This is a genomic window from Streptomyces camponoticapitis, from assembly GCF_014646115.1.
Taxonomy (GTDB): domain Bacteria; phylum Actinomycetota; class Actinomycetes; order Streptomycetales; family Streptomycetaceae; genus Streptomyces; species Streptomyces camponoticapitis.
Genome location: NZ_BMMV01000009.1, coordinates 185,889 through 200,144, shown reverse-complemented (window position 1 = coordinate 200,144; position 14,256 = coordinate 185,889). Strand labels below are relative to the sequence as shown.

Here is a 14,256-nt window from a genome sequence, read left to right as displayed (position 1 = left end):
CCGAGTAGATGATGGCCGGGATTGGGGGATCCGGGTGCGTAGTGTGTCGGGGGTACGGCGGCCGGGAGGTGGCCTCTGAGCTCCGTTCTTCGCCCATTTCTTCGCCCGCTTATTCGCCCGTTTCGATGACTCGACGCATATGGGCACGCTCAGTCTGTCACTCTGTCGGGGTCGTAAGCGGCGCAACGAAAGAAACAACCAGGAGCCGCACGTGGTGCCTATAGGGGACCGTCGGGACCCGAACGATCCGGAAGTGCCGACTCCGACGCGGAGTCGGGTGTTCCGGCACGACGAGCGACGCACGGCACGCACCAGCCTGCCGGGCAACCCGCTCGCTCCGTCGGCCGCGCGCCGGTTCGTACGCGCGGCTCTCGCCGAGTGGACCAGCCTCGGACTGCTCACCACCTGCGCCCTCTGCCAGGGCGACGAGGCGTGCCCACCGGGCCGCCACAGCTCCGACGGGCTCGCCGACGACGCGGTGCTGATCGTCGACGAACTGGTCACCAACGCCGTCGTGCACGCCGGCACCAACGTCGAACTGCTCTGCCGTCTCGAAGCACCGCCGGAGCCCGAGGCCGACGGGCCCGACGCGCCGGGACCCGACCGGGCGCCCGGTCCCGACGGCGCGCCCGTCGCGCTCCCCGAGCCGGACACCGCCTCCGAGTACGAGCCCGCCGCGCTCGTCATCGAGGTCTCCGACCACCACCCCGCCCGCTCCGTACGCAGCGACGCGCACGGTCCGGAGGGCGGCGGCGCTCCCGACTACGGCCGGGGCCTCCAGCTCATCGCCGCCCTCGCGGAACGCTGGGGCATCACCTACCGCACCGGCCTCAAGACCGTCTGGGCCCGGCTCCCGCTCGACGGACCGACGGCCGAGGTCCCGTCCGGCACCGACGCGGCCTCCGGAGTCAACGGGGTCGTCGGGGAACCGGCCCTGCGCCGCGGGCTGCGCGCCGCCGAGATCCTCGCCGCCGCACCGCGCGGCATGCCGCGCGAGGACCCGGACTGGATCAGCCGGGGCGCACTCTCCTTCCTCGCCGAAGCCTCCGACCTGCTGGCCGGCCAGCTCGACGAGGACCTGGTCGCCGCGCTCGCCGGGCAGCTGCTCGTGCCCCGGCTCGCCGACTGGTGCGCGATCTGGCTCGACGGCGAGGGCGAAGGACACGGCAGGGCCGGTACGCCGCGGCTCGCCCGCGTCTGGCACGCCGACGAGTCCCGTATCGAACTGCTCCGCGCCCTCCTTGAGAAGGAGCCGCCGAGGCTGCTCGACTCCCAGCCCGGCCAGGACGGCACGGGCGGGGGCACCGGCGGGCGTAACGTTCCTGTGCCCGTCCCCTGGCCCGGCTCCGGCCAGACCGGCTCGCACGACGGCGCGGCCGTCTCCTGCCGGCTCGTCGCCAACGGCCGCCCCCTCGGCACCCTGGTCCTCGGCCGGCGCCGGCTCGCCCGGATGCCCGACGAAGTCATCGCGCTCATCGAGGACTTCGCCCGCCGCGTCGCACTCGCGATCGGCGCCGCCCGCCGCTACACCCGGCAGGCCACCATCAGCCGCGTCCTGCAACGCAGCCTGCTGCCCAGTCAGGTCGCCCGGATCCCGGGCGTCGAGAGCCACCTCGTGTACGAGCCCGCCGACGACGGCGTGGTCGGCGGCGACTTCTACGACGTCTTCCCGGCGCCGCCCGGCGGACGGTGGTGCTTCATGCTCGGCGACGTCCAGGGCAGCGGCCCCGAGGCCGCCGTCGTCACCGGTCTCGCCCGGCCCTGGCTGCGGCTCCTGGCCCGTGAGGGGTACGGCGTCGGCGAGGTCCTCGACCGGCTCAACCGGCTCCTGCTCGACGACGCGATGGAAGCCGCCGAGGCCGCCGCGCTGATGGTCGCCGTCGCCGGCGGGCAGGACCTGACGGGTGGCGACGGCGCCCTCCCCGGACTCAGCGACCTGGGCCCGCTCAGTGACATGGGCGACATCCGTGACATCGGCGACATCGAGCAGAGCGCCGGGGACGGCGGGCGCGGCGGCGGACTCGCCGACGGCGGCCAGTCACGCTTCCTCTCCCTCCTGTACGGCGAACTCGCGCCGCTCCCCGGCACCGGCGGCGGCGCCCGCTGCACCCTCGCGAGCGCGGGGCACCCGCTGCCGCTGCTGCTGCGGCCCGACGGGACGGTCCGCGTGGCGGCGGAGCCGCAACTGCTCCTCGGGGTCGACGAGCACGTCGCGTACGAGAGCCTCAGCTTCGACCTGGCGTCGGGGGACACGCTCCTGTGCGTCACCGACGGGGTCACCGAGCGCCGCTCGGGCCGGCTGCTCCTGGACGACGACGACGGTCTCGCCGCGATCCTGGCGGGCTGCACGGGACTGAACGCGCAGGGCGTCGCCGAGCGGATCAGACGCGCGGTGCACGACTTCGACCCGAGTCCGCCCTCGGACGACCTGGCGATGCTGGTGCTGCGGGCGGAGTAGGCGTCCGCCTCGGCGTCCTGGTCGGGACACCTCCGCGGTGCGGGACACTGGGGGCATGCCTTCCGCTCTGCCCGACGGTGACCCCATGCCCGAGTCCGGCGCGCTGCCCCCGCACGCCCTTGAGGGCGCGGCGGACCGGCCGCTCGGCTTCTACCTGCACGTGCCGTACTGCGCCACCCGCTGCGGCTACTGCGACTTCAACACCTACACCGCGACGGAGCTGCGCGGCTCGGGGGGCGTCCTGGCATCCCGCGACAACTACGCCGACACCCTGACCGACGAGATCCGGCTCGCCCGCAAGGTCCTCGGCGACGACTCCCGGCCCGTCCGCACGGTCTTCGTCGGCGGCGGTACGCCCACGCTGCTCGCCGCGTCCGACCTCGTACGCATGCTGGGCGCCGTACGCGACGAGTTCGGCCTTGCCGACGACGCCGAGATCACCACCGAGGCGAACCCGGAGTCCGTCGACCCCGCGTACCTGGCGGAGCTGCGCGCGGGCGGCTTCAACCGGATCTCGTTCGGCATGCAGAGCGCGAAGCGGCACGTCCTTCAGGTGCTCGACCGCACGCACACGCCCGGGCGGCCCGAGGCGTGCGTCGCGGAGGCCCACGCGGCCGGGTTCGAGCATGTGAACCTCGACCTGATCTACGGCACGCCCGGGGAGACCGACGACGACTGGCGAGAGTCGATCGCGGCGGCGGTGGGGGCCGGGCCCGACCACGTGTCGGCGTACGCGCTCATCGTCGAGGAGGGCACGGGGCTGGCCCGCCGTATCCGCCGGGGCGAGATCCCCATGACGGACGACGACGAGCACGCCGACAGGTACCTGATCGCGGACGAGACGCTGGCCGCCGCCGGGTTCTCCTGGTACGAGGTCTCCAACTGGGCCACCACGACGGCCGGGCGGTGCCTGCACAACGAGCTGTACTGGCGAGGGGCGGACTGGTGGGGCGCCGGGCCGGGCGCCCACAGCCATGTGGGCGGGGTCCGGTGGTGGAACGTGAAGCACCCCGGCGCGTACGCGGCGGCGCTGGCGGAGGGGCGGTCGCCGGGGGCGGGGCGGGAACTCCTCACGGCGGAGGACCGGCGCGTGGAGCGGATCCTGCTGGAGCTGCGGCTGTCGGAGGGCGTGGAGCTGTCGCTGCTGCGGCCGGCGGGGCTCGGGGCGGCGCGCAAGGCGCTGGACGACGGGCTGCTGGACGCGGGGCCGTACGGAGAGGGGCGGGCGGTGCTGACGTTGCGGGGCCGGTTGCTGGCGGACGCGGTGGTGCGGGACCTGGTGGACTGAGGCGTAGCGCCTCCGGCGTGGGTCTTGGTTGCTGCCGGTGCTCGGGGCGGGGTTCGGGGTCTCCGGAGGGGTATGTTCCGGACGGCGTGATTTACGGCGCGCGCACCGCTCGTTGGCCCCGAGGAGAGGTTCTTGTTCCCGCGCCACAAATCAGCCTGAGTGTCCGAACACACCCCTCCTGCGCCCCCGCCCCCCCTCACGCCGGTGGGGGATCCGCACAAGCCCCCCCGGAGCTACACCGGTTCCGTGACGAAGTCGATCAGTTCTTCCACCCGGCCCAGCAGCGCCGGTTCCAGGTCTCGGAACGTGTGGACCGAGCCGAGGATCCGCTGCCACGCCGCACCGGTGTTTTCCGGCCAGCCCAGGGCCCGGCACACCCCCGTCTTCCAGTCCTGGCCGCGCGGAACCGTCGGCCACGCCCGGATGCCCACCGACGACGGCTTCACCGCCTCCCAGACGTCGATGTACGGGTGCCCCACGACCAGTACGTCGTCCCCGGTCACCTGCTCGGCAAGGCGGGACTCCTTGGAGCCGGGCACCAGGTGGTCCACCAGTACGCCGAGCCGCGCGTCCGGTGCCGGGCCGAACTCCGTGACGATCGCCGGGAGGTCGTCGATGCCCTCCAGGTACTCCACGACCACGCCCTCGATACGGAGGTCGTCGCCCCAGACCCGCTCGACCAGTTCCGCGTCGTGCCGCCCCTCGACGTAGATGCGCCCCGCACGGGCCACCCGCGCCCGCGCGCCCGGGACGGCGACCGAGCCGGAGGCCGTACGGGCGGGCCGGGCCGGACCCCCGGAGGTGGGCCGGACGAGGGTGACCATCTGGCCTTCGAGCAGGAACCCCCGTTCGACCAGGGGGAAGACCCGGTGCTTGCCGAAGCGGTCCTCCAGGGTGACCGTCGGCCCCTCGGCCGTCTTCTCGCAGCGGATCACCGCACCGCAGAAGCCCGTCGACACCTCCTCGACCACCAGATCCGGCTCGGCGGGCACCTCGGGCACCCGCTTCGAACGCTTCCAGGGCGGGGTCAGATCGGGGCTGTAACTGCGCATCCGCAGACGATAACCCCGCGTCACGCCGTCCCGAAACGTGCGGCGAGCGCGCCCCGCTGGGCCCGTACGAACGCCGCGTCGACGGCCGCGCCGTGGCCGGGAACGTACACCGCGTCCTCACCGCCCAGCGCCAGCAGCCGGTCCAGGGCGGCCGGCCAGCGGGAGGGGATCGCGTCGTCGCCGGCCTGTGGTTCGCCGGACTCCTCGACCAGGTCGCCGCAGAAGACGATCTCCCGGTCGCCGGGGACCAGCAGGGCCAGATCGTGTCCGGAGTGCCCGGGGCCGACATTGGCGAGAAGTACCTGCCGCCCACCGAGATCGAGCGTCCACTCGCCGGACACGGGGTGGTCCGGGAGGACGAGCACGTCCACCGCCGTGGCGGCCTCGGAGGCGGGTACACCGTGCCCTACGGCCGTGGCGCGCAGGCTCTCGCGGTCGCGGTGCAGCAGCTCGCCCAGACCGACCGCGCCGTAGACCTCCGCTCCTGAGAAGGCCGCCGTGCCGAGGACATGGTCGAAGTGGGGGTGACTGAGCGCGATGTGGGTGACGCGCCGGCCGCAGAGGGCCTGCGCCTGGGCGCGGATCTCCGCGCCCTCACGGAGCGTCGAGCCCGTGTCGTACAGAAGGACGGCGTCCTCGCCCACGACGAGCCCGACCGTCGCATCCCAGCCAGGCAGTCGCCGTCTGCCGACCCCTGGTGCCAGTCGTTCCCAGCCGTGCTCTTCCCAACGGACGTTCATACGGCGACGCTATCGGTGGGGCGGGCGGTGCCGCGCGGTAGCGTGACCGGTCGGCCTTGCTAGGGGCGTACCTCACGGCCGTACACTGGCCCGGGGAATGCTGGCACTCCTACGCACCGAGTGCCAAGCCGGATCCGAGGACCCAGAGCTGGAGGTGTGCGCGATGCTGAGCGAACGCAGGCTTGAGGTGCTGCGCGCCATCGTCCAGGACTATGTCGGCACCGAGGAGCCCGTCGGCTCCAAGGCGTTGACCGAGCGGCACAAGCTCGGTGTCTCCCCGGCCACCGTCCGTAACGACATGGCGGTCCTGGAGGACGAGGGCTTCATCGCACAGCCCCACACGAGTGCGGGGCGTATTCCGACGGACAAGGGTTACCGGCTCTTCGTCGACCGGCTGGCGGGTGTGAAGCCGCTGTCGGCGCCGGAGCGCAGGGCCATCCAGAACTTTCTCGACAGCGCCGTCGACCTGGACGACGTGGTGGGCCGTACGGTGCGGCTGCTCGCGCAGCTGACGCGGCAGGTCGCGGTCGTGCAGTACCCCTCGCTGACCCGCTCGACGGTGCGGCACGTGGAACTGCTCTCGCTGGCCCCGGCGCGGCTGATGCTGGTGCTGATCACCGACACCGGCCGGGTCGAGCAGCGCATGATCGACTGTCCGGTGCCGTTCGGCGACACGTCGCTGGCGGACCTGCGGGCCCGGCTCAACGCCCGGGTCGTGGGCCGCCGGTTCTCCGACGTGCCGCTGCTGGTGCAGGAGCTGCCCGAATCCTTCGACCTGGAGGACCGGGGGACGGTGTCCACCGTCCTCGCGACGCTGTTGGAGACTCTGGTGGAGGAGACCGAGGAGCGGCTGATGATCGGCGGTACCGCCAATCTGACGCGCTTCGGGCACGACTTCCCCCTGACCATCCGGCCGGTGCTGGAGGCACTTGAGGAGGAGGAGCAGGTCGTGCTCCTCAGGCTGCTCGGCGAGGCCGAGGACTCGGGCATGACCGTACGAATCGGGCACGAGAACGCCCACGAGGGCCTCAACTCCACGTCCGTCGTCGCGGTCGGCTACGGTTCGGGCGACGAGGCAGTCGCCAAACTCGGCGTGGTCGGACCGACCCGCATGGACTACCCCGGAACGATGGGAGCGGTACGCGCAGTGGCACGTTACGTCGGACAGATCCTGGCGGAGTCGTAAGTGGCCACGGACTACTACGCCGTACTCGGCGTACGCCGCGACGCATCACAGGACGAGATCAAGAAGGCATTCCGCAGGCTCGCCCGCGAGCTGCACCCGGATGTCAATCCCGATCCCAAGACGCAGGAGCGCTTCAAGGAGATCAACGCCGCGTACGAGGTGTTGTCGGACCCGCAGAAGAAGCAGGTCTACGACCTCGGCGGCGACCCGCTCTCGCAGGCGGGCGGCGGCGCCGGTGGCTTCGGCGCCGGAGGCTTCGGCAACTTCTCGGACATCATGGACGCGTTCTTCGGAACGTCGCAGCAGCGTGGGCCGAGGTCGCGGACGCGGCGCGGCCAGGACGCGATGATCCGGCTGGAGATCGACCTCAACGAGGCGGCCTTCGGTACGACCAAGGACATCCAGGTCGACACCGCGGTCGTCTGTACGACCTGCTCGGGCGAGGGCGCCGCACCCGGTACGTCCGCGCAGACCTGTGACATGTGCCGCGGTCGCGGCGAGGTCTCACAGGTCACGCGGTCCTTCCTGGGCCAGGTCATGACATCGCGGCCGTGCCCGCAGTGCCAGGGCTTCGGTACGGTCGTGCCGACCCCCTGCCCCGAGTGCGCCGGTGACGGCCGCATCAGGTCGCGCCGCACGCTCACGGTCAAGATCCCCGCGGGCGTCGACAACGGCACCCGTATCCAGCTCTCCGGCGAGGGCGAGGTCGGCCCCGGTGGCGGTCCGGCGGGCGATCTGTACGTCGAGATCCACGAACTGCCGCACGCGGTGTTCCAGCGGCGCGGCGACGATCTGCACTGCACGGTGACCATCCCGATGACGGCGGCCTCCCTGGGCACACAGTGCCCGCTGGAGACGCTGGACGGCGTCGAGGACATCGACGTCCGGCCGGGCACCCAGTCGGGCCAGTCGATCCCGCTGCACGGCCGCGGCATCACGCATCTGCGGGGCGGTGGCCGGGGCGACCTGATCGTCCATGTCGAGGTCATGACCCCGTCGAAACTCGACCCGGAGCAGGAGCGGTTGCTGCGAGAGCTGGCGAAGCTCAGGGGCGAGGAACGGCCCACCGGCCAGTTTCAACCGGGGCAACAGGGACTCTTCTCCCGGCTGAAGGACGCGTTCAACGGTCGTTAGACCGTCTCCTCGGCCGCCGGACGGCCTGCTCAGGGCCCCTCCGGCGGCCGAGGACGAACCGGTACCAAGACTCCACGGGCGACATGGCACCATGCGTGCATGTCCTCCGTGTTGACCGATCTCTGCCGGTATCCGATCGTGCAGGCTCCCATGGCCGGCGGCGCGTCCTGCCCGCAGCTGGTGGCGGCCGTCGGTGACGCCGGGGGGCTCGGATTCCTCGCCGCCGGCTACAAGACCGCCGACGGGATGTACGAGGAGGTCAAGCAGCTCCGGGGGCTCAGCTCCGCCGCGTTCGGGATCAATCTCTTCATGCCGCAGCCGCACCACGACGACCATGCCGCCGTGGAGCTCTACCGCGAACAGCTCGCGGGTGAGGTGACCTGGTACGAGACCCCGCTCGGCGACCCCGAGGCGGGCCGCGACGACGGGTACGAGGCCAAACTCGCGATACTGCTCGACGATCCCGTCCCGGTCGTGTCCTTCACCTTCGGCTGCCCCACGCCCACCACCCTCGACGCCTTCACCCGCGTCGGCACCGTCACCGTCGTCACCGTGACGACGCCCGAGGAGGCCCAGACCGCCGAATGGTCGGGCGCCGACGTCGTCTGCGTCCAGGGCATCGAGGCCGGCGGCCATCAGGGCACGCACCGCGACGACCCCGCCGCCGACGCCACGGGCATCGGGCTGCTGTCGCTCGTGACGCAGGTACGGGACTCCGTACGGCTCCCGGTCATCGCGGCCGGCGGACTCATGCGCGGCGGCCAGATCGCCGCCGTGCTGGCCGCGGGCGCCGACTCCGCGCAGTTCGGCACCGCCTTCCTCGTCTGCCCGGAGTCCGGCGCCCACGCGCTCCACAAGCAGGCCATGACCAACCCGCTGTTCACCCGCACCGAACTCACCCGCGCCTTCTCCGGCCGGCCCGCGCGCGGCCTCGTCAACCGCTTCATGCGCGAACACGGCCGCTACGCCCCGCCCGCGTACCCGGAGGTGCACCACCTCACCACCGGGCTGCGCAAGGCCGCGGCCAAGGTCGGCGACCCGCAGGGCATGGCCCTGTGGGCCGGCCAGGGACACCGGATGGCCCGCGATCTGCCCGCCGGGCAGCTCGTCGAGGTCCTCGCCGAAGAACTCGAAGCCGCCCGCGCCTCGTTGACCCTGGGGAACGCCTCATGACCGCACCTGTCTTCGTCGTCGACCCCACTGTCGCCCTGCGGCCGGGCACGGTCACGCTGGACGGCCCCGAGGGCCGCCACGCCGTCTCCGTAAGGAGGCTGCGCGTCGGCGAGGAGGTGGTCCTGACGGACGGCGCGGGCACCGGGGCCCACGGAACCGTCGAGGCGGTTCACGGCAAGGACCGGCTGGACGTCGCGGTCAGCGGCGTACGGACCGAGGACGAGCCCCGGCCCCGCATCACCGTCGTCCAGGCGCTGCCCAAGGGCGACCGCGGCGAGGTGTCCGTGGAGACGATGACCGAGACAGGTGTCGACGCGATCGTGCCCTGGCAGGCCGCGCGCTGCATCACCCAGTGGAAGGGCGAAAGGGGCGCCAAGTCCCTGGTGAAATGGCGTGCCACCGCGCGTGAGGCGGGCAAGCAGTCCCGCAGGCTCCGCTTCCCCGAGATCGCGGAGGCGATGACCTCCAAAGAGGTCGCGGCGCTGCTGGCGGGAGCCGACTTCGCCGCGGTCCTGCACGAGGAGGGCAGCGAGCCGCTGGCCACCGCCGCACTCCCCGGCGCGGGGAGCATCGTGCTCGTCGTCGGACCCGAGGGTGGCGTCTCCCCGGACGAGCTGGCGCTCTTCGCGGACGCCGGGGCCGCGCCGTACCGGCTCGGCCGCACCGTGCTGCGCACCTCCACCGCGGGCACGGCCGCCTGCGCGCTGCTCCTGGGCCGTACGGGGCGCTGGTCCTGATCGCCGGACACGCCCCGGGGGCGGATAGCATGCCTCCGTACGGAAGTGACCAGGGGCGACCGGCCGACCGATGAGGAGACCCGGACCATGGCGGGAGAACGACAGGCCGACTGCCTGTTCTGCAAGATCGTCGCCGGGGAGGTGCCGGCCACCGTCGTACGCGAGACGGACACCACCGTGGCCTTCAGGGACATCAACCCGCAGGCCCCCACGCACATCCTGGTGATCCCCAAGGTCCACTACCCGGACGTGGCCGCCCTCGCCGCCGCCGAGCCCCAGATGGCCGCCGACATCCTGCGCGAGTCCGCGGAGGTCGCCGCCGAGGACAAGACCGTGGGCAGCGGCTACCGGATCGTCTTCAACACCGGCAGCGGCGCGGGCCAGACCGTCTTCCACGCGCACGCCCACGTCCTGGGCGGACGCGGTCTCAACTGGCCTCCCGGGTAGGCCCGCACCTTGTCCGTACGCGAACTCGTCGTCCTCGGCACCGCCAGCCAGGTCCCCACCCGGCACCGCAACCACAACGGCTATCTGCTGCGCTGGGACGGCGAGGGCATCCTCTTCGACCCCGGGGACGGCACCCAGCGCCAGATGTCGCGCGCCGGAGTCGCGGCGTACGACATCAACCGGATCTGCGTCACGCACTTCCACGGTGACCACTCGCTCGGCCTCGCCGGGGTGATCCAGCGAGTCAACCTGGACCGTGTCCCGCACGAGGTCACCGCGCACTACCCGGCGAGCGGACACGTCTTCTTCAGGAGACTGCGGTACGCGACGGCGTACCGCGAGACCGTCGGTGTCACCGAGGCTCCCGTCGACGCCGACGGCGTGCTCGCCCGCACCGACTCGTACACCCTCCAGGCCCACCGGCTGTCCCATCCCGTCGAGTCCTACGGCTACCGGATCACCGAGCCCGACGGCCGCAGGATGCTCCCGGAACGCCTCGCCGCGCACGGCGTCAAGGGGCCCGACGTGGGGCGTCTCCAGCGCGACGGGGAACTGCGCGGGGTGACGCTCGACGACGTCAGCGAGGAGCGCAGGGGGCAGCGTTTCGCGTTCGTCATGGACACCAGGCTCTGCGACGGGGTGCACGCCCTCGCCGACGGCTGCGACATGCTGGTCATCGAGTCCACGTTCCTCGACGAGGACGCGCAACTGGCCGAGGAACACGGGCATCTGACCGCCGGTCAGGCGGGCGCGGTGGCGCGCGAGGCCGGCGTACGGCACCTCGTACTGACGCACTTCTCGCAGCGCTACTCCGACCCCGCGGAGTTCGAGCGGCAGGCCAGGGCGGCCGGTTACGAGGGCGAGCTGACCGTCGCGGCCGACCTCGTACGCGTACCGCTGCCCAAGCGCTCCGGCTGACCGCCGCCGCCCCGGCCCCGCGGCCGTCGACGGCAGCCCCCACGGCCTGCCGTCACGCGGGCTGTCAGTGCCATCGGGCACACTGTCCGGATCCGTACGCCGATCCGGGAGCGCGACCGTGACCCCAACCGAAGGAAAGCCGCAGCAGCACACCGCCGATGTCGACCCGCTGGGCGCCCTGCGTGCTCCGGACGACCCGGACTGCGACGTCTACCTGACGGGCACGGTCTTCCTCGACATCATCTTCACCGGTCTCGCCAGCGCCCCCGTGCGCGGCACCGAGTCCTGGGCCAGGGGCATGGGTTCGAGCCCCGGCGGCATCGCGAACATGGCCAGCGCGCTGGCCCGGCTCGGACTGCGCACCTCGCTCGCGGCGGCCTTCGGCGACGACCACTACGGGGAGTACTGCTGGGACGCCCTGGAGCAGGGCGAGGGCATCGACCTCTCCCGCTCCCGCACCGTCCCCGGCTGGCACTCGCCGGTCACCGTCTCCATGGCGTACGAGGGCGAGCGCACGATGGTCTCGCACGGCCACGAGGCCCCGCCGCCCGAGGGCGCCGTGCCCGAGTGCCCGCCCCGCGCGCGTGCCGCCGTCGCCGCGCTCACACCGGGCCGCAGCGAGGGATGGATCGCCCGCGCCGCCGGACACGGGGCGCGGGTCTTCGCCGACGTGGGATGGGACGACACCGGCCGCTGGGACCTGGCGGGCCTGCCCGACCTGGCGTACTGCGAGGCGTTCCTGCCCAACGCCGAGGAGGCCATGCGCTACACCCGTACGGACTGCCCGAAGGCCGCCGCGCGGGCGCTCGCGGAGGTGGTGCCGCTGGTGGTCGTGACGCTGGGCGCGGAGGGGGCGTACGCGGTGGACAGCGCCGCCGGCGCGACCGCCGAGGTGCCGGCCATCGACGTGGAGGCGCTCGATCCGACGGGCGCGGGCGACGTGTTCGTGGCCGGGTTCGTCACCGGCACGCTCGCCGGCTGGCCGCTCGCCGACCGGCTCGCCTTCTCCGGGCTCACGGCCGCGCTCTCGGTCCAGGAGTTCGGCGGATCGCTGTCGGCGCCCGGCTGGGCGGAGGTGGCCGCCTGGTGGAGTTACGTGCAGGAGCTGTCGGACCAGGATCCGGCGGCACTGCGCCGATACGCCTTCCTGACGGGCCTGTTGCCCGCGCCGACCCGGCCGTGGCCGCTGCGCAGGGCGGTGCCGACGATCGGCTTCGGGCGCTCCGGCTGACGGGGAGGGGCCGCGTTCGCGATGCGGGGCTTCTTCGAGGCGCAGCCCGGCTCCGGCAACTACGTCTTCTCGGCGCCGATGTTCCCGAAGGCCGTGATCACGCAGCCCGACGGCACCAGGCTGACCCTGAACGCCCCGGGGGCGAAGGCGTCGACGATCCAGTACATCGACACGCTGAGCGTCGCGGGCGAGAAGACCGGGCGCAGCTGGATCTCGCACCACGACCTGCTCTCCGCCGGCACGGTGAACTTCAGGCTCACCACCGACGGCGCGAGCAGCACGTGGGGCCGTGGCGCGGAGAACCGGCCGCCGGCCGTGCCGGGGGCGCTGGAGGCCCCGGCTGCGACGTCGGCGGTGCGGCTCAAGGCGTCGGACGACGCGCAGTGGTACGGCACCGAGGACCCGGTCAGGCTCACCGCCGAGGTGACGCTGGACCCGAGGGCCGAGCCGGCCGGGACGGTGGTCTTCAGGTCGGGCGGGCAGAAGCTGGCCGCCATGCCCGTACGGGCCGGGAAGGCCGCCTGCACGCTGAAGCCGGACACCACGGTCGGCAACCGGAAGTTCACGGCCGAGTACGTCCCGGCCGAGGGCGAGCGTGCGACCGGCTCCACCAGCGACACCGTCGTGGTGAAGGTCAGAAAGCACTAGAGGGCGTCCGGCGGTCTTCGCGGGCCCCGGTCGGCTACTGACAGTGAGCGGCCCCGGTGGGATCGGACGATCCCGCCGGGGCCCGTCCGCGCGAAGGCGCGTGTAAAAGCCCTTCGGGCTTGTCAGTGCGGAGTCGTACGCTGGTACCCAGAGGTTGTCGAGCGGCGAGAACCCTGCAACGGGAGGTATGTGCAGGCCACAGTGCCGGCCCATGACTCAGACACCCACAGCCCCTACCCCCGCGCCCGGTCAGGCGCGAGCCCAGTTCACCATCCCGGCCAAGCACCCGATGGTGACGATCCTGGGCTCCGGTGACTCGCTGTTGCGCGTGATCGAGAAGGCGTTCCCGGCCGCCGACATCCATGTCCGGGGCAATCAGATCAGCGCCGTGGGCGACGCGGCAGAGGTCGCGCTGATCCAGAGCCTGTTCGACGAGATGATGCTGGTGCTCCGCACCGGACAGCCGATGACGGAGGACGCAGTGGAACGCTCGATCGCCATGCTCAGGGCGAGCGAGAACGGCGGCGCGGACGGACCCGAGACCCCCGCCGAAGTTCTCACTCAGAACATCGTCTCCAGCCGTGGCCGCACGATCCGCCCCAAGACGCTCAACCAGAAGCGCTACGTGGACGCGATCGACAAGCACACGATCGTCTTCGGCATCGGCCCCGCCGGTACCGGCAAGACCTATCTCGCCATGGCCAAGGCCGTGCAGGCCCTCCAGTCCAAGCAGGTCACCAGGATCATCCTGACCCGGCCCGCGGTGGAGGCGGGGGAGCGGCTCGGCTTCCTGCCCGGCACGCTGTACGAGAAGATCGACCCGTATCTGCGTCCGCTCTACGACGCGCTGCACGACATGCTCGACCCCGACTCGATCCCGCGTCTGATGGCCGCGGGCACGATCGAGGTCGCGCCCCTGGCGTACATGCGAGGCCGGACGCTCAATGACGCGTTCATCATCCTCGACGAGGCGCAGAACACGAGCTCGCAGCAGATGAAGATGTTCCTGACGAGGCTCGGCTTCGACTCGAAGATCGTCATCACGGGCGATGTCACCCAGGTCGACCTTCCCGGCGGCACGAAGAGCGGTCTGCGCCAGGTCCAGGACATCCTCCACGACGTCGAGGACGTGCACTTCTCCCGTCTTACCTCCGACGATGTCGTCCGGCACAAGCTCGTCGGCCGTATCGTCGACGCCTACGAGCAGTACGACAGCCGCAACGGCAACGAACAGCACAGCTGAA

Annotated in this window: 13 protein-coding genes; 11 read left to right on the top strand and 2 right to left on the bottom strand. The window is 72.1% G+C overall.

Features of this window, described 5'->3' with window-relative positions; genetic code table 11:
• Window positions 1-253 precede the first annotated feature (253 nt).
• Together IEY79_RS16725 and hemW are read left to right on the top strand one after the other, a co-directional pair.
• Complete coding sequence (locus tag IEY79_RS16725) at window positions 254-2,458, top strand: SpoIIE family protein phosphatase (RefSeq protein ID WP_189108278.1); 2,205 nt, start codon at window positions 254-256, stop codon at window positions 2,456-2,458.
• Between the two features lie 55 nt (window positions 2,459-2,513).
• Window positions 2,514-3,746 carry a radical SAM family heme chaperone HemW gene (gene hemW, locus IEY79_RS16720; RefSeq protein ID WP_189108277.1) on the top strand — a complete coding sequence of 411 codons (1,233 nt, stop codon included), beginning with the start codon at window positions 2,514-2,516 and terminating at the stop codon, window positions 3,744-3,746.
• Between the two features lie 233 nt (window positions 3,747-3,979).
• Here the strand turns inward: hemW and IEY79_RS16715 are convergent, their stop codons facing one another.
• Window positions 3,980-4,798 (bottom strand): DUF3097 domain-containing protein, encoded by an 819-nt coding sequence (locus tag IEY79_RS16715; RefSeq protein WP_189108276.1) that lies wholly within the window; start codon window positions 4,796-4,798, stop codon window positions 3,980-3,982.
• A 20-nt stretch (window positions 4,799-4,818) separates the two neighbouring features.
• Window positions 4,819-5,538 carry an MBL fold metallo-hydrolase gene (locus IEY79_RS16710; RefSeq protein WP_189108275.1) on the bottom strand — a complete coding sequence of 240 codons (720 nt, stop codon included), beginning with the start codon at window positions 5,536-5,538 and terminating at the stop codon, window positions 4,819-4,821.
• A 163-nt stretch (window positions 5,539-5,701) separates the two neighbouring features.
• On the opposite strand from IEY79_RS16710, the gene hrcA reads away from it, so the two are divergent.
• From hrcA to IEY79_RS16665, 9 genes are all read left to right on the top strand, one after another.
• A complete protein-coding gene (gene hrcA / locus IEY79_RS16705; RefSeq protein WP_189108334.1) occupies window positions 5,702-6,724 on the top strand; it encodes a heat-inducible transcriptional repressor HrcA in 1,023 nt (340 codons plus the stop codon).
• Window positions 6,725-7,858, top strand: a complete 1,134-nt coding sequence (dnaJ, locus tag IEY79_RS16700) for a molecular chaperone DnaJ (RefSeq protein ID WP_189108274.1) — start codon at window positions 6,725-6,727, stop codon at window positions 7,856-7,858.
• 99 nt (window positions 7,859-7,957) lie between these two features.
• Entirely contained in the window at window positions 7,958-9,031 is a 1,074-nt protein-coding gene (locus IEY79_RS16695) for a nitronate monooxygenase (RefSeq protein ID WP_189108273.1), read from the top strand.
• On the top strand, window positions 9,028-9,768 hold the full coding sequence (locus tag IEY79_RS16690) for a 16S rRNA (uracil(1498)-N(3))-methyltransferase (RefSeq protein ID WP_189108272.1): 741 nt from the start codon (window positions 9,028-9,030) through the stop codon (window positions 9,766-9,768). Before IEY79_RS16695 ends, IEY79_RS16690 begins: the two co-directional genes overlap by 4 nt.
• An 87-nt stretch (window positions 9,769-9,855) precedes the next feature.
• Window positions 9,856-10,215 (top strand): histidine triad nucleotide-binding protein, encoded by a 360-nt coding sequence (locus IEY79_RS16685; protein ID WP_189108271.1) that lies wholly within the window; start codon window positions 9,856-9,858, stop codon window positions 10,213-10,215.
• 9 nt (window positions 10,216-10,224) lie between these two features.
• Complete coding sequence (locus IEY79_RS16680) at window positions 10,225-11,133, top strand: ribonuclease Z (RefSeq protein WP_189108270.1); 909 nt, start codon at window positions 10,225-10,227, stop codon at window positions 11,131-11,133.
• A gap of 118 nt (window positions 11,134-11,251) precedes the next feature.
• The gene (locus tag IEY79_RS16675) at window positions 11,252-12,364 is read left to right on the top strand and encodes a carbohydrate kinase family protein (protein WP_189108269.1); all 1,113 of its coding nucleotides are present in this window, start codon (window positions 11,252-11,254) and stop codon (window positions 12,362-12,364) included.
• Window positions 12,365-12,385: 21 nt separating this feature from the next.
• Window positions 12,386-13,012 carry an Ig-like domain-containing protein gene (locus IEY79_RS16670; RefSeq protein WP_189108268.1) on the top strand — a complete coding sequence of 209 codons (627 nt, stop codon included), beginning with the start codon at window positions 12,386-12,388 and terminating at the stop codon, window positions 13,010-13,012.
• Between the two features lie 211 nt (window positions 13,013-13,223).
• Window positions 13,224-14,255 carry a PhoH family protein gene (locus IEY79_RS16665; RefSeq protein WP_189108267.1) on the top strand — a complete coding sequence of 344 codons (1,032 nt, stop codon included), beginning with the start codon at window positions 13,224-13,226 and terminating at the stop codon, window positions 14,253-14,255.
• Window position 14,256 lies beyond the last annotated feature (1 nt).